The sequence below is a fragment of the Roseibacillus persicicus genome (assembly GCF_014651675.1).
GTDB classification, from domain to species: domain Bacteria; phylum Verrucomicrobiota; class Verrucomicrobiia; order Verrucomicrobiales; family Akkermansiaceae; genus Roseibacillus; species Roseibacillus persicicus.
Window position 1 is genome coordinate 39,363 of sequence record NZ_BMXI01000001.1, and the last position, 23,086, is coordinate 62,448.

24 protein-coding genes and 1 pseudogene are annotated in these 23,086 nt (G+C 55.3%); 10 read left to right on the plus strand and 15 right to left on the minus strand.

The genetic code is table 11. The features are described 5' to 3' along the window. Nucleotides 1-194 precede the first annotated feature (194 nt). Complete coding sequence (gene thiH / locus IE099_RS00170; protein ID WP_189566165.1) at nucleotides 195-1,337, plus strand: 2-iminoacetate synthase ThiH; 1,143 nt, start codon at nucleotides 195-197, stop codon at nucleotides 1,335-1,337. 88 nt (nucleotides 1,338-1,425) lie between these two features. Continuing rightward, nucleotides 1,426-1,623, plus strand: coding sequence for a sulfur carrier protein ThiS (gene thiS / locus IE099_RS00175; protein ID WP_189566167.1), 198 nt, complete (start codon nucleotides 1,426-1,428; stop codon nucleotides 1,621-1,623). Here thiS and IE099_RS00180 read toward each other — a convergent pair. Then, the gene (locus tag IE099_RS00180) at nucleotides 1,601-2,239 is read right to left on the minus strand and encodes a PEP-CTERM sorting domain-containing protein (RefSeq protein ID WP_189566169.1); all 639 of its coding nucleotides are present in this window, start codon (nucleotides 2,237-2,239) and stop codon (nucleotides 1,601-1,603) included. The two genes, thiS and IE099_RS00180, sit on opposite strands and share 23 nt — an antisense overlap. A gap of 84 nt (nucleotides 2,240-2,323) precedes the next feature. On the opposite strand from IE099_RS00180, the gene IE099_RS00185 reads away from it, so the two are divergent. Beyond that, on the plus strand, nucleotides 2,324-3,166 hold the full coding sequence (locus IE099_RS00185) for an Fpg/Nei family DNA glycosylase (protein WP_189566171.1): 843 nt from the start codon (nucleotides 2,324-2,326) through the stop codon (nucleotides 3,164-3,166). On the opposite strand, the gene IE099_RS00190 is transcribed toward IE099_RS00185, so the two are convergent. Next, a complete protein-coding gene (locus IE099_RS00190; protein WP_189566173.1) occupies nucleotides 3,163-4,029 on the minus strand; it encodes a sugar nucleotidyltransferase in 867 nt (288 codons plus the stop codon). The genes IE099_RS00185 and IE099_RS00190 overlap by 4 nt on opposite strands. A 203-nt stretch (nucleotides 4,030-4,232) precedes the next feature. Here IE099_RS00190 and IE099_RS00195 point away from each other — a divergent pair, with 203 nt between their 5' ends. Beyond that, complete coding sequence (locus IE099_RS00195) at nucleotides 4,233-4,901, plus strand: L,D-transpeptidase (RefSeq protein WP_189566175.1); 669 nt, start codon at nucleotides 4,233-4,235, stop codon at nucleotides 4,899-4,901. Between the two features lie 70 nt (nucleotides 4,902-4,971). Here IE099_RS00195 and acpS read toward each other — a convergent pair whose 3' ends face one another. From acpS to IE099_RS00220, 5 genes are all read right to left on the minus strand, one after another. Beyond that, a complete protein-coding gene (acpS, locus tag IE099_RS00200; protein WP_189566176.1) occupies nucleotides 4,972-5,358 on the minus strand; it encodes a holo-ACP synthase in 387 nt (128 codons plus the stop codon). Continuing rightward, the gene (locus IE099_RS00205) at nucleotides 5,358-6,107 is read right to left on the minus strand and encodes a pyridoxine 5'-phosphate synthase (RefSeq protein ID WP_189566178.1); all 750 of its coding nucleotides are present in this window, start codon (nucleotides 6,105-6,107) and stop codon (nucleotides 5,358-5,360) included. Before IE099_RS00205 ends, acpS begins: the two co-directional genes overlap by 1 nt. Nucleotides 6,108-6,202: 95 nt before the next feature. Next, entirely contained in the window at nucleotides 6,203-7,006 is an 804-nt protein-coding gene (locus IE099_RS00210) for a tetratricopeptide repeat protein (RefSeq protein WP_189566180.1), read from the minus strand. Nucleotides 7,007-7,052: 46 nt separating this feature from the next. Continuing rightward, nucleotides 7,053-7,667 carry a nicotinate (nicotinamide) nucleotide adenylyltransferase gene (gene nadD, locus IE099_RS00215; RefSeq protein ID WP_189566183.1) on the minus strand — a complete coding sequence of 205 codons (615 nt, stop codon included), beginning with the start codon at nucleotides 7,665-7,667 and terminating at the stop codon, nucleotides 7,053-7,055. Next, a complete protein-coding gene (locus IE099_RS00220) occupies nucleotides 7,645-8,379 on the minus strand; it encodes a segregation and condensation protein A (RefSeq protein ID WP_189566185.1) in 735 nt (244 codons plus the stop codon). Before IE099_RS00220 ends, nadD begins: the two co-directional genes overlap by 23 nt. A gap of 116 nt (nucleotides 8,380-8,495) precedes the next feature. Here IE099_RS00220 and IE099_RS00225 point away from each other — a divergent pair, with 116 nt between their 5' ends. Continuing rightward, nucleotides 8,496-10,175 (plus strand): hypothetical protein, encoded by a 1,680-nt coding sequence (locus IE099_RS00225; protein WP_189566186.1) that lies wholly within the window; start codon nucleotides 8,496-8,498, stop codon nucleotides 10,173-10,175. 12 nt (nucleotides 10,176-10,187) lie between these two features. Here IE099_RS00225 and metF read toward each other — a convergent pair whose 3' ends face one another. Further along, on the minus strand, nucleotides 10,188-11,066 hold the full coding sequence (metF, locus tag IE099_RS00230) for a methylenetetrahydrofolate reductase [NAD(P)H] (protein WP_189566188.1): 879 nt from the start codon (nucleotides 11,064-11,066) through the stop codon (nucleotides 10,188-10,190). Nucleotides 11,067-11,153: 87 nt separating this feature from the next. Between metF and IE099_RS00235 the strand changes: the two genes are divergently transcribed. Both IE099_RS00235 and IE099_RS00240 read left to right on the plus strand, forming a co-directional pair. Further along, nucleotides 11,154-11,915 carry an EF-hand domain-containing protein gene (locus IE099_RS00235; protein WP_189566190.1) on the plus strand — a complete coding sequence of 254 codons (762 nt, stop codon included), beginning with the start codon at nucleotides 11,154-11,156 and terminating at the stop codon, nucleotides 11,913-11,915. A 34-nt stretch (nucleotides 11,916-11,949) separates the two neighbouring features. Further along, the gene (locus IE099_RS00240; RefSeq protein WP_189566192.1) at nucleotides 11,950-12,291 is read left to right on the plus strand and encodes a DUF1330 domain-containing protein; all 342 of its coding nucleotides are present in this window, start codon (nucleotides 11,950-11,952) and stop codon (nucleotides 12,289-12,291) included. 84 nt (nucleotides 12,292-12,375) lie between these two features. Here the strand turns inward: IE099_RS00240 and IE099_RS00245 are convergent, their stop codons facing one another. The 3 genes from IE099_RS00245 to IE099_RS00255 form a co-directional block, all read right to left on the minus strand. Next, entirely contained in the window at nucleotides 12,376-12,726 is a 351-nt protein-coding gene (locus IE099_RS00245; RefSeq protein ID WP_189566194.1) for a hypothetical protein, read from the minus strand. Nucleotides 12,727-12,850: 124 nt separating this feature from the next. After that, entirely contained in the window at nucleotides 12,851-14,395 is a 1,545-nt protein-coding gene (locus IE099_RS00250; RefSeq protein WP_189566196.1) for a glucose-6-phosphate isomerase, read from the minus strand. Between the two features lie 4 nt (nucleotides 14,396-14,399). Beyond that, nucleotides 14,400-14,924, minus strand: coding sequence for an adenine phosphoribosyltransferase (locus IE099_RS00255; protein WP_189566198.1), 525 nt, complete (start codon nucleotides 14,922-14,924; stop codon nucleotides 14,400-14,402). Between the two features lie 453 nt (nucleotides 14,925-15,377). Here IE099_RS00255 and IE099_RS00260 point away from each other — a divergent pair, with 453 nt between their 5' ends. After that, nucleotides 15,378-16,271: a D-hexose-6-phosphate mutarotase gene (locus tag IE099_RS00260; RefSeq protein ID WP_189566200.1), complete on the plus strand. Its 894-nt coding sequence runs from the start codon at nucleotides 15,378-15,380 to the stop codon at nucleotides 16,269-16,271. Nucleotides 16,272-16,412: 141 nt separating this feature from the next. After that, nucleotides 16,413-16,739 (plus strand): YegP family protein, encoded by a 327-nt coding sequence (locus IE099_RS00265; RefSeq protein ID WP_189566202.1) that lies wholly within the window; start codon nucleotides 16,413-16,415, stop codon nucleotides 16,737-16,739. Nucleotides 16,740-16,878: 139 nt separating this feature from the next. Here the strand turns inward: IE099_RS00265 and IE099_RS00270 are convergent, their stop codons facing one another. Together IE099_RS00270 and IE099_RS00275 are read right to left on the minus strand one after the other, a co-directional pair. After that, nucleotides 16,879-18,645 (minus strand): cell division protein FtsZ, encoded by a 1,767-nt coding sequence (locus tag IE099_RS00270; protein WP_189566204.1) that lies wholly within the window; start codon nucleotides 18,643-18,645, stop codon nucleotides 16,879-16,881. Nucleotides 18,646-18,747: 102 nt separating this feature from the next. Next, nucleotides 18,748-20,121: an FAD-binding oxidoreductase gene (locus tag IE099_RS00275; RefSeq protein ID WP_189566206.1), complete on the minus strand. Its 1,374-nt coding sequence runs from the start codon at nucleotides 20,119-20,121 to the stop codon at nucleotides 18,748-18,750. Between the two features lie 131 nt (nucleotides 20,122-20,252). Here IE099_RS00275 and IE099_RS00280 point away from each other — a divergent pair, with 131 nt between their 5' ends. Then, nucleotides 20,253-20,972 carry a PEP-CTERM sorting domain-containing protein gene (locus IE099_RS00280; RefSeq protein ID WP_189566208.1) on the plus strand — a complete coding sequence of 240 codons (720 nt, stop codon included), beginning with the start codon at nucleotides 20,253-20,255 and terminating at the stop codon, nucleotides 20,970-20,972. 176 nt (nucleotides 20,973-21,148) lie between these two features. On the opposite strand, the gene IE099_RS00285 is transcribed toward IE099_RS00280, so the two are convergent. Together IE099_RS00285 and IE099_RS00290 are read right to left on the minus strand one after the other, a co-directional pair. Further along, on the minus strand, nucleotides 21,149-21,979 hold the full coding sequence (locus IE099_RS00285) for a PEP-CTERM sorting domain-containing protein (RefSeq protein ID WP_189566210.1): 831 nt from the start codon (nucleotides 21,977-21,979) through the stop codon (nucleotides 21,149-21,151). Between the two features lie 444 nt (nucleotides 21,980-22,423). Next, a pseudogene (locus IE099_RS00290) lies at nucleotides 22,424-23,086 on the minus strand (hypothetical protein); the annotation flags it as partial.

Sequence of the window (23,086 nt, forward strand, 5' to 3'; positions counted from 1 at the left end):
CGACCTATTCAAACGATCCTGCGAGGCCTGACGAACCTTGCGATTTCGCAAACCCACCGGACTTTTTGCAATCTATCGACAAGCCCTGAAACTTCCTTGGAAAATTGCAGGGCGAACCTTGCACAATCGCTCCATCACCTTCAATCTCCGCCCGCGGGAGAGTCACCCAAGCTCACCCGAGCTATTCGTCCACCATGTCCTTTGTTCCAGTTTTCAATGACTTTCCGGAAAAGCGCTCTCCACTCCTGCGCCGCTTCGAGAACTTAATCGCTCCAGCCGACGACCCCCAGTTGGAGTCTCTTGCCCGCCAATCCGCGCAAATTACCCGCCGGAATTTCGGCAAAACCATGCGCCTCTTTGCTCCGCTCTATCTATCCAACGAGTGCGTCAACAACTGCTCTTACTGCGGATTCTCGCGCGACAATCCCATCCTCCGCACCACCTTGACCGCGGAACAGGTTCTGCGCGAAGCGCGCTTTCTCCACGACCAGGGCTTCCGCAATATCCTTCTTGTCGCGGGCGAGCATCCCAAATTCGTATCCGATGGCTACCTGCAAGACATCGTGCGCCAACTCGCCCCGCTCTTCCCCACCATTGGAATCGAGGTCGGCCCCATGGAAGATCACCAGTATGCCGAGCTCGTCAAAGCCGGTGCCGAAGGGCTCATTGTCTATCAGGAGACCTACCACCGCGATACCTACAAGACCTTACACACCGCTGGACCCAAGAAAAACTTCGACTGGCGCCTGGAGTGCCCGGAGCGAGCCTACCGTGGCGGATTCCGCCGCATCGGGATCGGGGCGCTCTTTGGGTTGGCCGACTGGCGCACCGAAGCGCTCGCGCTCGCCGCGCATCTGGAATATCTGCACAAGCATTGCTGGAAAGCCCAGTTTAGCGTGGCCTTCCCCCGCATGCGGCCCTACGCCGGAAACTATCAATACACCCCCGACCCAAACCGCTATCTGACCGACCGCCAACTGGTCCAGCTCATCGCGGCCACCCGCATCTGCTTCCCCACCACCGGCATCGTGGTCTCTACCCGCGAGCCCGCCCAATTGCGCGACAATCTGATGACGCTGGGACCGACCTCCATGTCAGCTGGCAGCGCCACCGATCCCGGCGGCTACACCGGCGCGGGCTGCGACGACCTCCACCGAACCCAGAAGGGGCGCCGAGTCGAAGTCGCGGCCGAGGAAAAACCCGCTGGAACCCGCGCCACCGAACAATTCACCATCGACGACCAACGATCTCCGGCAGACTTTGCCAAGACCATCGAGTCCCACGGGTTGGAACCCGTTTGGAAGGATTGGGACGAAGCCATTCTGACCAACAGCTAAGCTCACCTCAAACAAAACACCCTTTTTCCGAACTTCAGGAAGACCGAAGAGAGAGCAAACTCTCGCTCGAAAGTATCAACCTCAGCCCATGACCATCATCCTCAACGGAGCCCCCGCCCAGACTTCCGCCTCCACGGTGAGCGAACTGCTCGATGAACTTGGCCTCGCGGACAAACCTGTAATCGTCGAACACAATCAGGCAGCCCTTCTGAAGACCGAACATCAGTCTGCCAGCATCACCGAGAACGACCAACTGGAAGTCATCACGCTCGCCGCCGGCGGTTAGCCCACAGTACCAGACTCCCTGCTAAAGTGAGAAACACCGACGAGGGCTCGGGAACGGTATTGGTCCCCCCGAGGGAAATGGGCTGTCCGGAATCCTCATAGGCGAAAGCGATGATAACGGCTTGGCTGGAGTCAGAGAATGCACTCCCCAACTGGAACTGGAGCCAGCCATAGATCGGACTCGCATTCTGGTCGGGGTCCCCTGTCATCGAAAACCCCACATAATTATCCGACGAATTGATAGTGGCTCCGTTGGCACCCGTCTCCCCGTTCAAAACAGTTAGAGAGGTTGTTGACGGGGAGAGCCCCAATCCCACGAAATCCGTTGGTGAAGGCGAAGAGTAAACCGTCGTATCCAGCAATACCGTGGATCCCGAAAACGGAACATCGCTCAGAAACATTTCACTGCTCGCGAAGTCAGGAAGAATATAGACGTCTCCCGAACCATCTGAAGAGTTCGGAGGGGGCGTGAGGTCGAGCGCAGTGTAAGCCGATGCGGAAGCGGTGGAATAAACGACCGCTGATTCCAAGGAAGTGCTTGAGAGAGAAAGAATCACTGCAATACTAACCAGGGGGAAAGGCCAAGACGCCTTCTCAGTAACTTTTTGATATTTCATGGATAGAAGGGGGATATCACTCTTTACCACCGAAAGATATACCTACAACCATCCCTAAACCAATGCTTCTTTTGTCACCGCCTCATGCCTGAACTTGCCGAAGTCGAACTTGCCCGCCGCATTTGGTCTCCTGGGATCGGGAAAAATGTGCTCACCGTTCAGACCCATCCCAAGACCCGCGTCTATCGCGACACCCCTGCGGCGGCGATACAGGACGCATTGACCGGGTCCTCCCTCACTGCGAGTCGTACGCATGGGAAACGGATGCTTTTCACCTTTGAAAAGAACGGGGAAATTTTTCCGCTTGAAGTTCACCTCGGCATGTCCGGACGCCTCGCAGTGGCCCCGTCAGACCATGTCGAGCACAAGCATGATCACCTACTCATCCGGTTGCCTGAGCTCACTCTCATCTACAACGACTATCGACAGTTTGGCCGCGCCCATTTGCATCACGAAGCCGACCCTTGGGCGCAATTGCCCCCGGAGATCTTGTCGCGAAAGTTTACGCTCGCCCACGTCCAGTCTCTGCTGACCCGCCGTCCCCGCACCAGCTTGAAAGCCCTCACCTTGGACCAGAGCTCTTTCCCCGGAATCGGGAATTGGATGGCCGACGAAATCTGTTGGCGCATGAACCTTCACCCCGCCACTATCACAAGGAACGTGGATGCCGCCGCCCTGCGAAAGGAAACCCAATTTGTCACCCGCGGAGCCCTCAAGCACGTCGCGGACAAGAACGAAGGTCTTCTCTCCGACCCATCAAAGGGCTTTGCCGCAGGCGGCTACGTCTCCCAAGTCCCGCCCAAAAGTTGGCTCTTTCAACATCGTTGGAAGGCGGGTGGACAATGCCCGCGTTGTGGAACCGATCTCGCTCGAGGAACGATTGCCACCCGGACAACGGCCTGGTGCCCCTCCTGCCAGCCCGGCTAGGGCTGAAGAAGCCCCTCGAGATACTCGCGACGAACCTTGCTCACTTGCTTCTTTGCCAGAGAAGCGAGCTCCGCATCAGTGAGCCAGCCCTCGCGCCAGGCGATCTCTTCCAAACACGCTACCTCGAAACCAGTCCGGTGAGCCATGGTTGCGACAAAGTTTCCGGCCTCCAGCAATCCCTCAACCGTGCCCGCATCCAGCCAAACAAAGCCCCGTCCGAGCCGCCGGCATTCGAGAAGCCCTTCCCGCCGATAACTTTCCATCAAATCGCAGATCTCGGTCTCGCCACGGGAAGAAGGCTGGAGGGAACCCGCTCGCCAGGCCGCTGAACCGTCGAAGAGATAGACCCCCGGAATCGCGAGATCACTCTTGGGTTCCACCGGCTTTTCCTCCACGGAAAGAACTTTCCCCTCAGGGCCTAGTTCCACGATTCCAAACCGCTGCGGCTCTCGGGTGGGCACCGCAAAGATACAGGCTCCCCCCGTCAAGCTCATGGCCTGACGAAGAGGGTCCAAATTGCCGAAAAAGAGGTTGTCGCCAAGGATGAAGCAGCAGCCTTCCCCCGCGAGCCAATCACGCGCCACCACAAGCCCATCGGGAACCCCCACCGGATTCTCCTGGATCGCATAGTCGATGGTCATTCCCAAGGCAGCCCCATCCCCCAACAACCTTCGATAACTCGGTAGCCAATCCCGCGAGGTGACCAGCAGAACCTCCCGAATCCCGCAGCGCATCAGGAGCGCCAAGGGATAGAAGATCATTGGCTTATCATAGACAGGCAGAAGCTGCTTCGACACCACGCGCGTCAAGGGATCGAGTCGAGTTCCCTGCCCTCCCGCCAAAATCACCCCTTTTGAAATCATCGTTTCCGAGAAAAGATACCAGCTGGAATGCAACTCGGAACGCAAAAAAGAAACAGGCCTAACCCATTGAAATTCAGCCCTCAATTAGTCCTTCCCTGAATTTTTTGAGAAGAAACCGTTTAAAAAATGTAACAGGCGGGACTTGAGCACGGTTGGAACTTGAATTAACGCTCATGCCGTACACATTTGCTCCCCCTTCCAAGATGTCCTTTTCCAAAATTGCTCTCCTTTTGGCCCTGCCTGTTGTTTTAGCGAGTTGTGGGTCGAAAGACCTCATCAGCTCAGACCAGCCCGCAGCCCCGACTCTGCCGACCGTCCCTAGCGAACCCGAGTTCGTGAATCCTTTTCCCGAAGGCACCTACGACCACTTCAAGGCGGAGCCAAATTACAAGAAGACCTACAACGTCTATCGCAACCACTATCTCCTTTCTTCCATGACGCCGGATAGTGCCAGCCTGGTGATCAATCTGGGAACCCAGCGGGCCCAGTTGCTGCACGATGGCCAAGTTGCCATGGACTATCCCGTCGCTACCGGAAAGTCCTCCCACCCCACCCCTCCTGGTGAATACAAAATCTTGGAAAAGATTAAGGACAAGCGCTCCAACACCTACGGCCGCATTCTCAATGCCAGTGGCGGCGTGGTAAATAGTGATGCGGATGCCCGGAAGGACAAGATCCCCGCCGGCGGCAAATTCCTCGGAGCTTCCATGCCCTATTGGATGCGCTTCACTTGGACCGGAATTGGGCACCACGTCGGCAACGTCCCACGCTACCCCGCGTCACATGGTTGCATTCGCGGCAAACGCTCCACCATGCCGGAAGTCTATTCCAAGGTGAAGGTGGGCACCCCGGTTTCCATCGTGGAATACTAGGACTCTACCAAACAACCATTTCTGCCGAGGCTCGGGTCGACCTGTCCAAAGGTCATCACCCGGGCCTTTTTCAGTCCCGCACGAGAATGACCGCATTGGCTGCCGCGTAGTGCTGGGCGTGCGTCAGGCTGATCTTGATGTCGCCGACCTTGTTCTTTTCAGCAAAAGCAAGAGCTGCACCGCTCAGCACCACCCCAGGTTCCCCCGACGGCTTGCGAACAATCTGGAGATCCAACCATCCCACGTCCTTGCCGATCCCCGTGCCGAAGGCTTTGGAGATCGCTTCCTTGGCCGCGAACCGGGCGGCATAGTGAATCGCGCACCGCTTTTGGCGCTGGCAGTATTCTTGTTCTTCTTCGGTAAAGATGCGATTGAGAAACTTCGCACCGAATTCCTCGATGGAAGCCTCGATTCTCGAAACCTCGACCACGTCGATACCGATTCCGAACAGATGCATCAGGCCTCCGGGTAACGGCCCATCAAGGCCCTCATCTCGCGCACCGCACTTTCGAATCCAACCAGAATCGAACGCGCAACAATGCTGTGTCCGATATTCAACTCAGTCAGATGGGGCACCTCAAGAAACTGGGTCAGATTTTCGTAATTCAAGCCATGCCCCGCATTCACCTGCAGGTTCGCTCCATGTCCCGCGATCGCCGCCTCTTTGATACGGGTCAGCTCCGCAATCTTCCCTTCCCCATCCGCATTGGCAAAGGCTCCCGTGTGCAACTCGATCATTTCGGCTCCGGTCTTCGAAGCCGCTTCCACCTGAGGGAGGTCAGGATCGATGAAGAGACTGATCCGAATACCGGCCTCTTGCAGCGCTGTGACGGTAGCGCGAGTTTCCTCAAAAAATTCTGCTACATCGAGGCCACCCTCGGTTGTCACCTCTTCCCGCGTCTCAGGCACCATGCAAACAAAGTCTGGCTTCAACTTCAGCGCCAACGCCAGCATCTCGGGGGTATTTCCCATCTCCAGATTCAAGGGCAGAGAACATTTCTCACGAATCTCGAAGGCGTCCCGCTCCTGCATGTGTCGCCGGTCACCCCGAACGTGGATGGTGATGGAATCTGCCCCGCCCGCTTTTGCCGCCTGACAAGCTTCCAACGGACTGGGCTCCGCATTGGGAGAATCAGGAAGCAAGGCATAGCGGGACTGACGCAAGGTAGCGACATGGTCGACATTGACACCGAGGAGCAAACTCATGGAAATAGAAGGGGTTGTGCCGCGACAACCGCCCTTGAAACACTTTCAAGTCGCGATGCCGTAAGCTGATTTGATTCGAGATAAAAGAAAGTGAGCTATTCGTTGCCGATCTCTTCCTCTTCCCCGCCATAGAAGCTCTTCACGTATCCGAACTCGATGAGAGTGTCCTGCCAGTTGGCGACCGCGTTCAATCCACCGAAGACCCGCACCGCCGACATGATCCACTGGTTCGCGGCCTCATCGTCATTCTCGTGGTAGGCTAGAGCAGCTTTGGAGTAATAGGTGAAGGGAGTATCGTCCCAGTCTTCCCAATTGGCCTCGGCCAATTCACGGGCTTCCGCATCCTGACCCAATTTCAAGTGGGCGAGGAGGGTTTTGAAGAGCGCGAGATGATGCAGGTTGAGGGTGGGCTCGTCCATCTCGCCGTCGGCGTTCTCCTCCAGACGCTTGGCCAGAGTTTGCATCTTCTCGATGCACGCCTTCCACTCTTTGGTCACGAAGTCCATCTCGGCGAGGTTGAACAGGATACCCGTGTTTTTCTCATCGATTGCCAAAGCCCGCTGGAAAGCCTCACGAGCCTTGTTGAACGAACGGAACTCCACATGGCAAGACCCCTTGAGGTTCCAGAGGCCTGGATCTTCGTCGAAGATTGCCACGGCTTGATAGATCTCATCCAGAGCCTCGAATGTGCGCTTCTGGCGGAAAAACTGCTCAGCCTTCAACTTGTGCTGCCCATATGCTTGGCGCTTGGCCTCCGTCAAATTGCTAAACCGGTTCATGTAGCCCGGCATCTCGACCTTCTTGAGTGCTTCTTCCTGTTCCAAAGCCTCATCCTGCGCAAGGACCGGGCCCTGAATGGCTCCCAGAAGGGTCAGCGAAAGAAAGAGATTGCGAGTCATTGTCATACCAGAATTAATGAAACGGCAAAGCCTCTCTGGCAAGCTCTCATTGCCGATAGGGACGATTCCGATCCAAATATTGCTCAACCTGCGCCTCCAGCCAGCCAGCGGGCACAGGCTCACCCTGAACCAGCATTCCGCGAATGGCGGAGGACGATGCGGGGTGATTACCGGACACAAATTCCACCCGGGCACCCTCGTGAAGAATGGCAGTAGGCTCCCCCTCGACCTCGCGGGCATGCACGATGAATTCCACGAGCTCCGCCAGATAGGAAAAGCGGTTCCATGTCGGCAGAACAACCCACTGGTCCCAACCCATGAGCCAGGAAAGCTTGGCTCCCGCGAACTGCTCTTGAAACGCCTCCGCAGTCCGCCAGGAAAAAGAGGGAATCGGTTGGTGATACTCCCAGTCGCTGACCTCCGCCCAAGGAAGGTCTCGCGTCGCCAGGCGCAGCATCTCCAGCCTCTGGGCTTCGCTCGCGCCGGCGGCTGCTTCCTTGTGAGGAGATTGCCGACAGGGCAAAAAAATCACCCGGTCGAGCGACAAGGCCTCCACCGCGCGGGCCGCAACCTCGATGTGCCCCTCATGCACGGGGTCAAAGGTTCCACCAAAGAGCGCAATGCGCGGCCTTTCCTGCTCAGACTGTTGCTCGGCGCTCAATTTCGATATCTCCTAACAATAGATCCTGCCTCACTCGGAACTGATTCATCTTCATCAGCTCTAGAACGGCCAAAAAGGTGACGATCACTTCCGACTTGGTCGTCGCATTTTCGAAAAGGGACTGGAAGCGCCGACTCTGGCCCGGTCGCATCTCCGCCAGCAAGTATTCCACCTTATCCGAGACCGTATACCTGTCATCGACAATCTGGCCGAAATCATGGGCGGCCTCGAAGCGCTTGAGGACTTTCTGAAAAGCTTGAATCAGGTCAAAGATGGACAACTCTCCCACCGGGTCGGTCTCCACGGGCGGTAGCTCCGGCTTTTCGGGACTATGGGGGAAATAATCCTCCTGCTCCTGTTCGCGAATGGAGAGGTAACTCGCCGCATCCTTGAACTTCTTGTATTCGATGAGCTGGCGAATCAACTCCCAGCGAGGATCATCTTCATCAATATCTTCCTCGGGGGGGCGCTCCTGCTTGGGCAAGAGAGTCCGGCTCTTGAGATAAATGAGGTTCGCCGCCATCACGATGAACTCCGAGGCCAGATCGATATTGAGCATTCGGAAGGTCTCGATATAATCGAGATACTGCCGGGTGATCTTCTCGATCGAAACCTCGGTAATATCGAGCTCCTCCCTTTTAATCAGGTAAAGCAAGAGGTCCAGCGGACCCTCGAAGATGTCCAGCTTGACCTTATATTCGGTCTCTTCCACGGCGCTTTGGTAAAGGAGGTCACGCTGGGGTGCGAGGGAAATTCGACAGAAGACGTCGATAATTTGCTTGTTGGCATTTAGGCCGTGGAAGGCTATCGCCTCACCCGCAGTAGCGTATGAAACTTTCAGAGGAGAGATTGGCAGAATTCAATGGCCGCATGAATGATTGGATTTCCAAGCAGGGCTTGCTCTTCCAGCTAACTCACGGAGGGACAGGGCTTGGGGGACGCCCCCCAATCGTCGGTTCAATCGTGCGAAGCCTGATTTCCATCGTGGTGTTGCTCGTGGTTGCGGTGCTCGGTTACGGCGGTTTCCTCTTCTGGAAAGCCTCGGGCGATGAGCTGCCCAAACAATTCGACAAGGGGATCGCGGCCGGTCTGGGCCTGGGGGCTGAGGACGAGATCGCGGCTCTGGGTTTCGATCGCGACATGAGCTCTGGCTCCTACAAATCCCTTCTCGCCAAGGGCAATGACACCTCCTTCTTCACAGGATTGGAGGCTCGTGGAATCAGCTTTCCGATGGGCTTGACGAGCGGCCTTTTCGGAGAATGGAACGTCGACACCATCACCATCGATAGCCTGAGTGTTGGGCTAAAAGCAGGTGAAGCGGACGACGAGAGATCGTCCCAATCCTGGCAATCCCTCTTCCACACTCGGCCCGACTTTAATTTCACGAAAATTGACGCCAAAGAAGCCAATTTCACCTGGGGTTACAGTGCCCCCGCAACCTGGGGTTCCCTGCTGAATACCAAGATGCACGCTACCCGGACGAGTGAGGGCTGGACTCTACAGTTCCGCGGCGGAACCTTTTCGCAAGGCATTTTCCGTCACTTTCAGGTCGAGGAAATGACCGTCATGTTGGATCGCACCGGCGGACTCAAGGTTCCTGCCGCCCTCATGTCCTACGATGGAGGTGCCCTGACTTGGAGCGGAGAAATGGCCTCGGGAGGAGCCAGCCCGGAATTTGCCATCCGGGGAGAACTCAACAACATTCCCGTTCACGCCTTCCTTCCCCGCGGCTTACTCGCTTTGGCCAACGGTAATATTTCTGGCAAGTTGACCGCCAGTGGCTCGACCAATTCGTCGGACGGAATCTGCTACCAAATCGAAGCCCGCCCCGAAGGAGCGGAGGGCATTCATATCACCAAGGAGCTGCCTTTGCTCAGAATGCTCAGCCACCTCGACCCCCGGCGTTCCTATCGCAAGCTCCCCTTCAATCGGGGTGCTTTCACGATCGAAACCAAAGGCGACACAATCTGGTTCAAGGAGATTGAACTGACTTCAACTGAGGAGGAAAGCACCCAGACCTTTGCCCGCCTCAGAGGCTCCTTCAAAGCCAGCCCGACAACCGCCAAAGAACTCGCGGAGGAATCGACCATCTTCAAGGCGGCCGCAGAAAACGCCACAACGGGAACCATCGGAGCCTCTCCCGAGCCGGAAATCGGTGAGGATATTGGGGAAAAAATTCTGAACAACTTCCGCCTACTCCAGTTCAGCAACCCGCACAGGGAGTTGCTCTACATGACCAAGGACGATGAAGACAAGGAACTGCTCAGGCATCGTCTCGAGCTAATCAACCGCCGGAAGTTCCGCTTTCCTTTCGTATTGGACGGAGAGGTCAGTCTGGCGGTGCCAAAGAGTGCTTTCGAAAAGGTGGGACCACTCCCTGAAGTGACCGAGGACCCAAGCGACGCCGACCTCCGCTGGATTCGCATTCCTCTGCGCAACATCATCTCCCGTTCGACCGAGGACCTGAGCGCAGCTTGGGAACAGGCAATGGAAGAAGCGGGGCAATAATCCCCGCTTCCCTTACAGAGCCAACCGCTCAACCACCTCACTCGTCGCTCGCCCTTTGTTCAAGGTATAGAAGTGAATCCCCGGGATTCCTTCCTTAATCAGCTCTTCGCACTGGCTGGTGGCAAAGTCGATCCCGAGAGCAGTGACATCATCTTCGAAGCTGTCTTTGAGCAGTCGCTGCAACTTGGCCGGGAAACGAGCGCCAGCCGCCAGCTCAGCCATACGCACCATACTCTTGCGCGATGTCACGGGCATCACCCCAGCGATGATGGGAATATTGATCCCAGCCAGTTCACAGCGATCGCGGAAGTCGAAAAGGTCGTGATTGTCGAAAAAGAGCTGGGTGCAGATGTAGTCAGCGCCCTCATCCACTTTCGCCTTAAGGTAATCCATCTCCATCAACCGGTTGGGAGTCTCCGGGTGCCCTTCAGGGAATCCCGCCACCCCAATTCCAAAGTCAGGGCTCGTCGAATCTCGGTTGAAATTCGCAATGAACCTCACCAAGTCCCCCGCATAGGGAAAGTCGTCATCCATCCGGTTGTATTCCGGCATATTGCGCGGCGGATCACCTCTCAGTGCCAGAATGTTGCCTACCCCCGCATCCGCATAGCGACTCAGGATCTGAGCGATTTCTTCCTTGCTGTGCAACACGCAGGTCAGATGCGGCACGGCGGGAATCTCGGTCTCCTCCAGAATACGAATCACGAGATCGTGAGTCAGGTCCCGGGTCGTTCCTCCCGCACCGTAGGTCACACTCACGAAGGACGGCTTCTTGGAAGCCAACTCCCTCACCACCTCGAAAAGCGAATCGGCCCCTGCAGCCGTTTTGGGCGGAAAAAATTCAAAGGATATAGAAGGTTGATTGGCAGCCAGGAGGTCACGAATATGCACGGCCAGATTAACGGCAAATTTCGTTTGATTGACAACTATTAAGAAAACTGCGCGACTTTTGAGACAACCAATTGTTAAATCGCTGTAATGAAAAGACTGATTGCCAGTTCATCCCTCGCTCTCCTCCTTGGCACCCAAGCCATGGCCGAACAGGAGGGCCAGAAGCGACCGGATCGAAATCGAGGCGAACGAACCTCTGATTTCGCGGACAGGTTTTTCAAACAACTCGATGTCAATGAGGATGGCAATGTTGATGCTGAGGAATTCAATGCCAATCCCCGGCTCGAAAACGCTACTCCCGAGCAACGCGAAGTCTTGTTCAAACGCATCGACAAGAATGGGGACGGCCTCATTCAGCGCCATGAAATGAAGCCTCCAAAAGGCCATGGCCGCAATGAGCGGCCCAATTGGCTGGCAGAAGGCCCCGTGAGCTACGAAAAGTTTGCCAAGAGCCCTCGGGTAGAGCGCCTTTCTGAGGAAATGCGGCGCAAGCTGTTCGATCGCATGGATAAGAACGGAGACGGTGTTCTAAGCGCCGAGGACATGCCCCGACGAGGACGCGGAGAAGGCGATCGGCGGGAAAATGGAGGGCGCCGCCCGGAACGCCCCATCTCCCATATGGACCTCGACACCGACGAGGACGGTAAAATCTCATTCCCCGAGTTCCAGGAAGCCCCGTTTAACCGAGGCCTTGGCGAAGACGAAGCGGAAGACCGCTTCGAAGCTCACGACCAGGATGGCGACGGCTTCCTTTCCCCGGACGAAATCGCCACCAAGCCCGATCGCCCCGAACGCCCCGAGAGGCAAATGAAGCCCGAAAGACCGGAACCATCTTCTCCCAAAAAGTAGGAGCCGTTCGCGAGTAAAACTTCAATAGGTTAAAATGATCGAAACCCTGGTCGGGCTGCACGTGGTGGATGCCGAAGTTTATGCGGAGTACCGCCGAAGAATGACACCCTTGCTCCAGTCGGTTGGGGGTGGATTCCGGTATGATTTTGAAATCTCGCAAACACTGAAGGCTGAAACGCCAGAGACGATCAACCGGCTGTTCATCATCACGTTTCCCAACCCGAAAGCGAGAGAAGAGTTCTTCAAAGATTCCACCTATCTCGAAATCAAACAGGCTCTTTTTGAACGTGGAGTGGCAGCAACTACAATCATTGCGGAGTATTCCCGTGGCTCCGAGAACCAATCCGAAGAAGAGGCAAACTCCACCAGATCCTAACAAGTCAAAACACTCAAACTCCGACCGCGCCAGCGAGTTTGAGGTAGGTCCCGCAGAATCAACCGAACGAGTTTCGCTATCAATTTAAAGCTCAACTCCCATTCGCTCGAGAGCCTTGGGGGGCACTTCGAAGCGCACGTATTGGGTCAACGTATCCAACACTTTTTCCCCCGCCTTGTCGGCAAGAAGCTCCACTTTGACAGGGTAGGATTCGTGGTAACTCATCCCCTTGAGCGCCCCGGACCGGCCCTCATAGCTTTCTGCCGACCCTAGCGGAATCACTTTGAATTCCGAAAACTCCTTACTATCTCCGCTGGGAAAACTGAATCGCAGAAAGCGCGCTCCGGCGGGTGGGCCGGAGAGCTCGACTTCCACGGAAAGGACGATCGTCTTTTGACTCGGAAACAGAACGAAACCAGCATTGACCACCTCCATGATTTTGGAACTCTGCGCCCTCGGAGGCAATAGGCCCGCTTGCTCAAAGGAAGAGCACGAACAAACCAACAGACCAAAAAATGGAACCAACCAAGCCAATTTCATCTGAATTCCACAGCCCTTTCTACTTCGCAAACTGATCTTGTGCCGCAGTTGCACCCATCACCTGACGGGCCCGACCACTCGCGGCCAAATGGGTGAGACAGTGATAGACCGCCTCGGCATCGCCACCGGTCTTACCGGCAATCTCGCTTGCACTCATCGGCTCGTCAGCCAAGGCTCCACTCACCTTTTTAAGAAGATCGAGGAAGACTCCGGCAGCGGCCTTGCCCGCTTCCACGCCCGGCTGATGATAGGCGTTGATGTTGACCAGGGAGGCATAAAAGCTCACCGCCCGCTCGAAGAGTGCAATCAGCTGACCCACGGTATGAGGAGTGACTTCAGGGATGGAAATAGTCACCGAGTGGCGGCCATTTTCATAAAGTGCAGACCGGGTCCCACGAAGAAATCCTTGTAGAAAGTCTCCTGAGGTCACCCCTTCTTCCACCTCAATGGACTCGCCCGAGCGCGGCTTGCGCACTTCGATGAAGGTCGCGAAGAAGTTGTGCACCCCATCACGCAGTTGTTGAACGTAGGCGTGCTGATCTGTCGATCCCTTGTTGCCGTAAACCGCAATACCTTGGTGAACAACGTTTCCGTCCAAGTCCAACTCTTTGCCCAGCGATTCCATTACAAGCTGCTGCAGATACTTGGACATGAGTAGCAAGGAGTCCTTGTAGGGCAGAACCACCATGTCCTTCTCGCCCTTGCCATTGCCTTCGTGATACCAGGCCAGAGCCAGCTCCATCGCCGCATTGTTAGACTCCTGACGTGTCAGCTCATCCATTGCCGCCGCGCCTCCTAACAACTCATCGACATCAATATCTTGCAAGGCCATGGGCACCAAACCCACAGTCGACATTACTGAAGTCCGGCCTCCAACCCAGTCTTCCATGGGAAAGATTTCCACGAAACCTTCGGACTTGGCGAAGTTGAAAAGCTTGGAATCCTCGCCGGTAATCGCGACCGCATGCTGGGCAAAATTGAGTCCATGGCTTTCGTAGGCCGCTTTTGCTTCCAACATTCCATTTCGCGTTTCCGGCGTTCCACCAGACTTGGAAATCACCAGCACCAGAGTTTTGTCGAGGTCTGTCCCGATTTCCTCCAAGGTCCGGTCCATCCCCGCTGGGTCCGTATTGTCGAAGAAGTAGGTCGCGACTGGTGAAGCCGACCCTAGCGCTTCCACGATAAACTGTGGGCCCAGCGCAGAGCCCCCGATACCCACGATCAGGAGATTCTGAAAGTGTGAACCTCCCGGAGCCTTGATTTCGCCCGCATGCACCTGGCTCGCAAATTCTTTGAGAGCCGCGAGAGGCTCGGTGATTTCTTTACGCAGCTGCTCATTGGGAGCCAGCGCAGGATTCCGCAACCAATAATGACCGACCATTCGGCCCTCGTCTGGATTGGCAATCTCCCCCGCTTCCAGCGCTTTGATATCGGCAAAAGCCTTCGCCACTTTACCACTCATTTCCTCGCGAAAGGACGGAGCGATGTCCATGCGGGAGAGGTCGAGACTGAACCCCAACTCGGGGTAACGGAGAAGGTTTTCGCTATAACTTTCGAATGACATAATCTTAGTATTTGAGAAGAGAATAAACGGGCTCAATGCCCAACTTTTCGCGCCCGTTGAGAGCTTCAAGCTCAATCAGGAAGGACACCGCGACAATATCGGCTTCCAGGGCTCGCAACAATTTGATGGCCGCTGCCGCAGTGCCACCAGTCGCCAGGAGATCGTCAACGAGGAGAATCTTCTCCCCCGGTTTCACCGCATCCTGATGAATCTCGACCACGCTTTCGCCATACTCGAGGGTGTAAGCCATCTTGTGGGTGGTCCAAGGCAACTTGCCGGCCTTGCGCACGGGCACAAAACCCGCATCGAGATTCTGGGCAACTCCCGCCGCAAAGATGAAGCCGCGGGCATCAATACCGACGACTTTGTCAATCTTTTGGCCTCCAGCAGTTTCCGCCAACAACTCCATGCAGCCCTTAAACAGAGTGGGATCAGCCAAGACCGGAGTGATATCCTTGAAAAGAATTCCCGGCTTGGGAAAATCCGGAACGTCGCGCACTGCGGCCTCAATCTGAGTCAAATCTGCCATGCCCAAAGAAAACACAGCCGGCCCTCAATTGGCACTCAAATTCCGCTCATTTCTAGCCCCGACCTCGCTCATAACTGCTTAAGGTCGTGAAAACCAGCCGCCAATTCCACCCGCCCACCGCCGTCACTAAACCGCTTTCTTGTTTTCAACGGGCTAGTCCGTCACTAGTCATAGCAAGATGAGATACGGAATCGCGGCCATTCTGTGTTTTCTGTCTTTCGGACTTGGGTGGTGAAGCAAACCGGCCGAAACAAAACTGGTTGAGGTTCTGGCGAAGAAGAGCTCGCGGAGCTTGAGCACTTCCAAACTATCCACTGCGCAATCACTGCTGCAAGCGAAGTCCTCAACTACCTCATCCAGGAGCAAGCAGCGAAATTGGAAACTCTCTTGAAGGAAAACAAAGACGGAACAAAGTAGCGTTGAATCCCACCGGTCGAACGCTAAAAGGTCCACATGCCCATCACCCTTCCCAACGGAATCACCGCCATCGAACTCGCGGATGACTATCCTGCGCTCCAAATCGAAACCGCCGATTGCAGTGCGACTCTGGCGCTGAACGGTGCGCATTTGACCCACTGGCAGCCGTCGCATACCGCCCACCCCGTCATCTACTTGTCGCCCACAGCCATCCTGCAACAGGGCAAAGCTATCCGTGGTGGGGTGCCTCTTTGCTGGCCATGGTTCAACGCCCATCCAACTGACCCCGACTCCCACCCCTCCCACGGAGTCGCGCGAATCGAAAGGTGGGATCTCATTTCCGCTACTGTCGAAGATGGCTCCGCGATCATTGAACTGGAATTGAAAGCTTCTCCCGTAATCGAGGCCCACGTGCCCTTCCCCTTTCAGCTCAAAGCCCTCTTCAATCTGGGGCAAACCTGCTCCATCGTGCTCGAGACAACCAACCTCGCGAAAGAAAACATTGCGGTCGGAGGCGCCTTACACAGCTACTTTTCCCTTTCCCATATCGACAACGCCACCGTCACCGGGCTTCAACACACTCCCTACCTCGACACTGCTGCTCGACCCGAGAAATCAGCCGTTCAGACCGAAGGAGAACTTCGATTCCAAGCCGAGACCGACCGAATCTACTACGGGAGCGACCTTCCTGCCCGCATTCACGATGCAGAATGGAAACGCTCCATCGTGGTCGAAAAGGCGGGCTCCCTCACCTCAGTGGTGTGGAACCCTTGGATAGAAAAAGCCGCTTCTCTGGGCGATCTCCCCGATGCCGACTACCAACGCTTCCTATGCATCGAGGCCGCCAACGCCCGTCACGACACCCGCATTCTAGCCCCGGGTTCCACCCATCGACTGGAAACCCGCTTTATCGTCGAGAACCTTTCCTAGAAGCTTGCAAACGAGCAAAAGCCCAAGAGATGCCGTCACGCCACGCTTTTTAAGTGACTTCCTCCCCCACTTTGCTTTTCCTATATAAGTCGAGTTCAGGTGATCTCATCGGCACCATCATATTACTAACCCCTCAAAATTATGTTTGAAGTATTCCAGAGCGAAAGCACGGGCAAATTCTATTTCCGGCTGAAAGCCGGCAATGGTGAAGTCATCCTCCAAAGCCAAGCCTACAAAGATAAATCCGGCGCGCTCAATGGCGTTGAATCCGTAAAGAAAAACGGAGCCTCGGAAGACAACTTTGAAACCAAAGAAGCCGCCAATGGCAAAGGCTACTTTCTCCTAAAAGCCGGCAACGGGCAAACCATCGGTCAAAGCCAACAATACAAGACCGCCTCCGGCCTCAAGAACGGCATCCAGTCCATCATCAAGAATTCTGGCGGAGAGGTCAAAGACCTCACAGCCTGACTCGCTTTCCCTCAAAAAAACCCAACCCCCGACCCGTGCACTCCCCTGGAGTCACGGGTTTTTCTGCTTCTAACAACAGCGTCGATATCTCCTGTGCGCATGCGCACGGGCCACCGGGATGGCCCGTTTCTGCAAGAGCTCACTTGGCCCGCTTCCGCAAGTAAGGAGGCACGTCAAGATCCTCGCCGTCGACCAAGTTCGGACTTTCTCCCTCGAAGCGGCCACGGGGTCCACCGTCGAGCTCAAGCTCGGCTTGGCCTGCCGAAGGTCGCTTCTTGGCCTCTCCAGTCTCGTCCTTGCGGGAGGATTTCGGCTTATGCACAGTCGCCCAATCGTCATCCTCCAGCTCCCCAAGCTCGTCCGCTTTTGGCTCGGACTTGCTCTTGTCCGCCCCGGAGGTCAGACGAACGACTTCACCGTCATCTGAATCTTCATCATCATTTGCATCTTCGTCCTCCAGGTCGTCATCTTCTTTTAAGGCGACCTCTTCCTGTGCGGAATCTTCGTCTTCGACTAAGTCTTCCTCCTCATCTTCATCATCTAGAAATGGGCTTTCCACTTTTCCTCGAGCAGGAATCTCCTCGTCCTCTTCCTCGTCCCACTCATCTTCTTCAAATCCCTCGATGACTGGCTCTGGTTCCGGCTCTGGTTCCGGCTCTGGTTCGGGCTCCGGCTTGGACTTGGGCTTTTCTCTTCTCGGAGGAAGGATGGTCCGCTTCGGGGCCGACTTCTCCTTCTTTTCAGGAACAGGCTCTGGTTCCGGCTCTTCTTCCAGCTCATCCTCGACTTCAGGTTCTGGTTCCGACTTTTTAAAGCTCACCGCAGGGACAAAGGTCCCCCCCGGATCGACTTCTTCGTCGTCATCATCATCCTCGACCGCCTCAAAAATTGAATCTGCTGCCCCTTCAGTCTTTCCCGGCATGGTCGCCGTGAGCTTGTTCTCAGGGAGGGCGCTGATGACGGTCACACTCAGGGAGTCTCCCATCGCTTCGTCGATCGCCGCGCCGAACAGGATGTGAGCCGACTCCGGAACATGCTTGGTCAAGCCTTGCATCAGCAGCTCGACCTCGTAGAGAGTCATTTCCGAACCACCACTCACATGGACCAACACCGACTCCGCATCATGCAAAAGGCTACCACGGTCTAACAGTGGGCTTGAAAGAGCATTTTTGAGCGCGGTCTGGGCCCGGTTTTTGCCCTTGGCGATGCCAGAACCGAAGAGACAACGCGAGCGATTAGTCTTCAACGCAGTCATCAAATCATCGAGCCCAACGTTGACGAGTCCCGGCTTGATGACCAATCGGGTAACAGCCTTGATACTTTCCGAAATCATCCGATCCGCAGCCGAAAACGCTTCGTGAATCCCCTGTTTGGCAAGAACCAGCTCTCCCATCCGGCCATTGTCGAAAGTCACCAGGGCATTGGAGAGCACTGCCAGCTCGTTCAGCGCGGTCTCGGCCTGGTCGCGGCGGCGCTGCCCCTCAAAGCCAAAAGGCATGGTGGCAAAAACCACAACAAAGGCCCCTTCCTCGCGAGCCAAACGCGTGACGATGGGAGCGGCTCCGGAACCCGTGCCCCCCCCCAGTCCAACACACAGAAAAACGATGCTACGGCCTTTTACCGCATCACGAACTTGCGCTTCCACCTCCAATACGGCCTGCTTGCCGAGCTCAGGATCGCCTCCGGCCCCAAGCCCCTTGGTCAGATTGGGACCCAACTGCAGCTTTTCCCCCGCCACCGATTGCGCCAGGGTCCGCATGTCGGTATTGAGCGCCAAGAGCTCCGCCCCCTCCATTCCATCAAGAGCAGCACGGTCCAACATATTGGCTCCCGCTCCTCCGAGGCCAATCACTTTGAGAGAGGAGGAAGGAATGGTCTGCTGGCGGTTTCGTTCGAATGGAATCATAAATCGGTAAAGTTTCGGACAGGCTTATCATTTAGCAATCCGTAATGGCCAGCTCGAACCCGAAAAAGCGTGGCTGTAAAACCACAAGCTTTCTGCTCCCCCTTATCTCGCTCCAGCCGAGGGTCGAACCGACTGCGAATGCCGGAACAGATCGTCCGGATCATAGCGTTGCTTGAGCTCCTGAAGCTTCGGATAAGATTCCCCATAGTAAGCCGTTTCCCAATTCTTCAAGGTCGGATCCGGATAGTTGCGATAATGTGCTGCGGACCCAATCTCACCCTGGACAGCATTCACCGCCGCGACCAGCCTCTCCCGCTGCGAGTCCCTCTGCCAATAAGCCTGAATTTCACCAAGAAACGGATACGAACGATGCGGGTAAGCCGATTCCGGCCCCCGGGCAATCGCCCCTCCCAAGGTATTCACCTGAAAGATGAGCCCCGGCGTGGACAAAACTTTCTGGCTCACAAAGTCGCAACTCGAAGCCAAATCGTCGAAGGATCGATAGTATCCTCCAGAGAGGTTGTAAAAAGGCAAGGGATCCGGGCGACCATAGTATCGCTTGAGAGCCTTGGCGGTGGGAGAGTTGCTTGCCCCCTTCGTGCTCAGACCCAGCTGGAGAAGCGCCTTCGTAGTCGCCTGAAACGCCTTTCCACTGCTCGGATAAGAAGAAGTGAGAAGAATGGAAATCTGATTGCCATTTAAGACAAAGGCCGAAAACAAAGGCTCAGCTAAATCCTCGCAAATACCAAACCACCCCTCCATCAACTTCCCAACCTTCGCTGAGTTCAAGCCCTTCGCCAAAAACCGCTGGGCAGCAAAAGTCTTCGGAGCGGCCCGGGTATTGAATTCCATCGAGATGATCGCTCCGAAGTTCCCATTACCTCCGCCCCGGCAAGCCCAGAGCAAATCCTCATCTTGTTCCGAGTCGATCTCCCGCCCCCTTCCACCCACCATCTTCACCCTTGTCAAATGATCGCAGGTCAATCCCCATTGCCGGGCAAAGAGCCCGTAGCCACCCCCCAAGGTCAACCCTCCCAACCCCACCCCCGAACAAGACCCTGCAGGCAAAAGACGCCCCTGGGGCAAGAGGGTATCGTAAAGACTTCCCAGCTTCACCCCGGGCCCCGCTACTAACTTCCGGGAGTCCGGCAGGTAGGCCCGCTGACTCAATACTCCCAGATCAATCGCCAGACTGCCATTCGCCATCGAAGAGCCGATGAAACAATGCCCACCCGACTTGACCGAAACAGCCAACCCCTCTTCCCGCGCAAAGCGAATTGCCTTTGCGACCTCAACCCCATCCCGACAACGAGCGATATACGTAGGCCTCATGTCCAGGTCTGAATTGAACAAGCCTCTTGCCACATCGTATTCAGGACTATCAGGCGTCAGATAGGAGCCTTTAACCGGCTCTGCCCGGCTGACGAATGGGAGACCTGCTAGAGCCGTGGTCGTTAAAAATCGTCGTCGCTCCATTGCCCCCTCTGATGGGAAATCTCGCTCCCGCCAGCCAGAAAAAAATTCAGCTCCAGCACCCATTCGACGAACCAGGCCTCGTCATCTTTGATATTGCTAACCCATTGCAGTTATGGTGGAATCGAGGATCCATGAAACCCAAACAACTAAAATCATTCCTGACTACAGCGGTTGCCGTTGTAGTCTTTTCCAACTCCACACAGGCAGTCACTGTGACACTGAATGCCGACGATCCTCTCATTGGATTTATGAACGTTTTCGAACTGCCGGCCAATGGTGGAGGATTTGTCTTCGGATCCGGGTGGGGAATATCCGATCTGACGGCAACCACCGATTCCGGCGCCAATAGCATCACGATTTCTCCCAACACAATAGGCGACCCCAATGAATTCTGGTATCAGAACACGAGCGGAACGGCCCCAGATCCTGCCAATCCGGGTGGTCCGGGCCAAGCCGGTAACAAACTGATGGAGGCCAACATTTTTGCTCAAGAGACAGGCACCTTTGCCGGTCAAACCGTCACCTTCGACTTTGAAGTTCTGGCTGATTCTCTTACAGGGGCTCACCAAGCGAGGGCGTTCATCCGTGATTTTGCACCAGATTTCTCCTCATCGTTCGATATCTTTCTTCCCCTCAATGGACTGAGTGGTCCGCAATCAATTAGCCTCAGCACAATCAATGATCCCGGGCGCCATATCCAATATGGCTATCAGCTTTTAGGTGAAAACGTTTGGGTGACCGATACCGCTCCTTTCGGCTCCATCACTTTGGGGGCGGTCCCCGAGCCCAGCACCACTTTTTTGGGAGCGCTCGGATTGACCGGCCTTGTCGGACTCCGACGCCGGAAATAGGACACCACGTTCAACACTCTCAGAAAGCAGCGTCCTTCTTCACCGAAGACGCTGCTTTTCTGTTGGCTTCATCAAGCCGGAGACCCTCTGGGCGACTAGAAATAACCCCAGCTCTTCGTAGAGGTGGGATTGCCCAAAGAACCCGCATAAAAGCAGAAATGCTCGACCTATATATCCTAACGACGGCGCCTGAAGATGCCGAGACCGGCAAGTCCTACGAGGAAGACAGCAGAAGGTTCTGGAATTGGTGCTCCAGTGATAGCAAAGTTGTCGAGGTTGATGCTAGAAATATTGGTTGCGTTCTCGAGGGTTCCACCAACATCATTCCAGCCGGTAGAAAATCCTCCGTAAAGCGTGGTTCCTGAAGGCACTCCAGTGTCCCAGCTTGTTGAAGTGAAAGACCCACCAGCACGGACATATATGGCCTGAGCGTCGATTGTGGTGCCATTGTCGGTCAGAACCCAAGAAAGGTTGATGTTGGAACTCGTGCCTCCCGCATTCGGATCAACGCCCATGGAGGAGTGTGTAGCCCATCCCTCAATGAAAGGGGCCCCAGAAACATTGTTCCCAATCGCGCCACCCCGGTTGGCAATGGTGAAGGTATTGGAGGAACCACTCCACCACTGTGGCTGGTCGGAAATCAGTGCGCCGAAGAACGCTTTATTGACTCCAGTAGCCGGGTTTCCTCCGCCATTGTGAGTGTAGTTGAAATCAAAAGAAATGGTCACACTGGAGAAGCCCGTTCCACCGACAACGAAACCAGTTTGATTCAAGGCGTGATAATTGACCTCGGCAACCGACATGTCCAAGTTCACTCCCCCTGATCCATCCCCCTTGTAGAGATTTTGTTGCGTCGTTCCTGTCGTCCACTTCGCATTCCAGTCCGCACTTGCATCCATTGCAGCCCCGGCAGCCAAGCCATCAAAGTTGTCAGACACAATACTTACTCCTTCTGCGACACCAACAGCTGCCACCGTGCTCAAAGCGATTATCAGATTATTTTTCATGGGTTTATGGGTTCTTCCAGGAATAGGGAATGTTCCGCACCTCATTTCTCTGCAAAATATTCTAAAAAAAGACCAGAAACCCTGAAAACACCAAGGATGAAAGAACCGAAATCGACATTCAAAACGTCCTCAATCCCGAACAAGTCAAACGGCCGTTCGATGTCAATTCATCCTTATTGATTATCAAACCGAGAGCCCAACTTCACCGGTGGACAACCATCACCCTCATAACTTCCCTCGCAAAAGACAAGAGGCTCGGAGAAACAAAACGAATTGAGTGTTTCACCCGAAAACCTTCAACTTCGTGACGCGAGAAACCCACTAAAAGTAGACACATTACCCTGACATCAAAAACCAATAGAAAACGCTTAAAATAAGCCAAACTTCCATCATCACACAATGGCATCCAAGCCAGTATTCATCCGGTCGCTCACCTGAATAAGCTCAACTCACAACATCCTTCTGAAGCTGCCTCAAGTTATAGATTCTCTGCCGGATTGGAGCCAACTCGAGCCCCTTCAAGGGACGCGCACCATCCTTGCGTTTGGGGGAAAAGTGATCTCGGGCAGACTGAAAAACTTCTTCCACAAAGGATTTGGAGCCTAGGGCTGCCCCATCGCTGAAGTACCGGACTCGGCAGCGAAGATAATCACTCTGCTTCAGCCGCCCTCCCTCCTTCATCACTTCGAGTGCCTTTTCACGCGAGATTCTCGCTCGGAATACATGAGCCTTCCCTCCTTGCTTCTCTTTGTAAAGCTCCTCCTCGCGAGCCCTCTCGTTAAAAGGCACCCCGAACAAATAGCAGCGCCACCTTTCGAGTGCTACTTTCTGAGAAACAGCTTGGGAAGCAACTGCCGCATCTGAATTCGCTGAGCCCTCGACTCCACCCAAACTGTCGACGCGAAAACTTTGAAGCCACTGCAAGGCCTTTTGCGCCAGTTTGCCCCCCGCCACGGCTTCGCCGTAGCTACACCAGCGATAATCTTTGGGATCCTGGCAGATGCCCGCCCGCACAGGATTGAGGTCGATGTAGGCGGCCATGGTCTTGATGGCGGCCCCTTTCCCTTCCACCAAAACCGAGCGAAAACGGTCTTCCCAGAGAGTGCC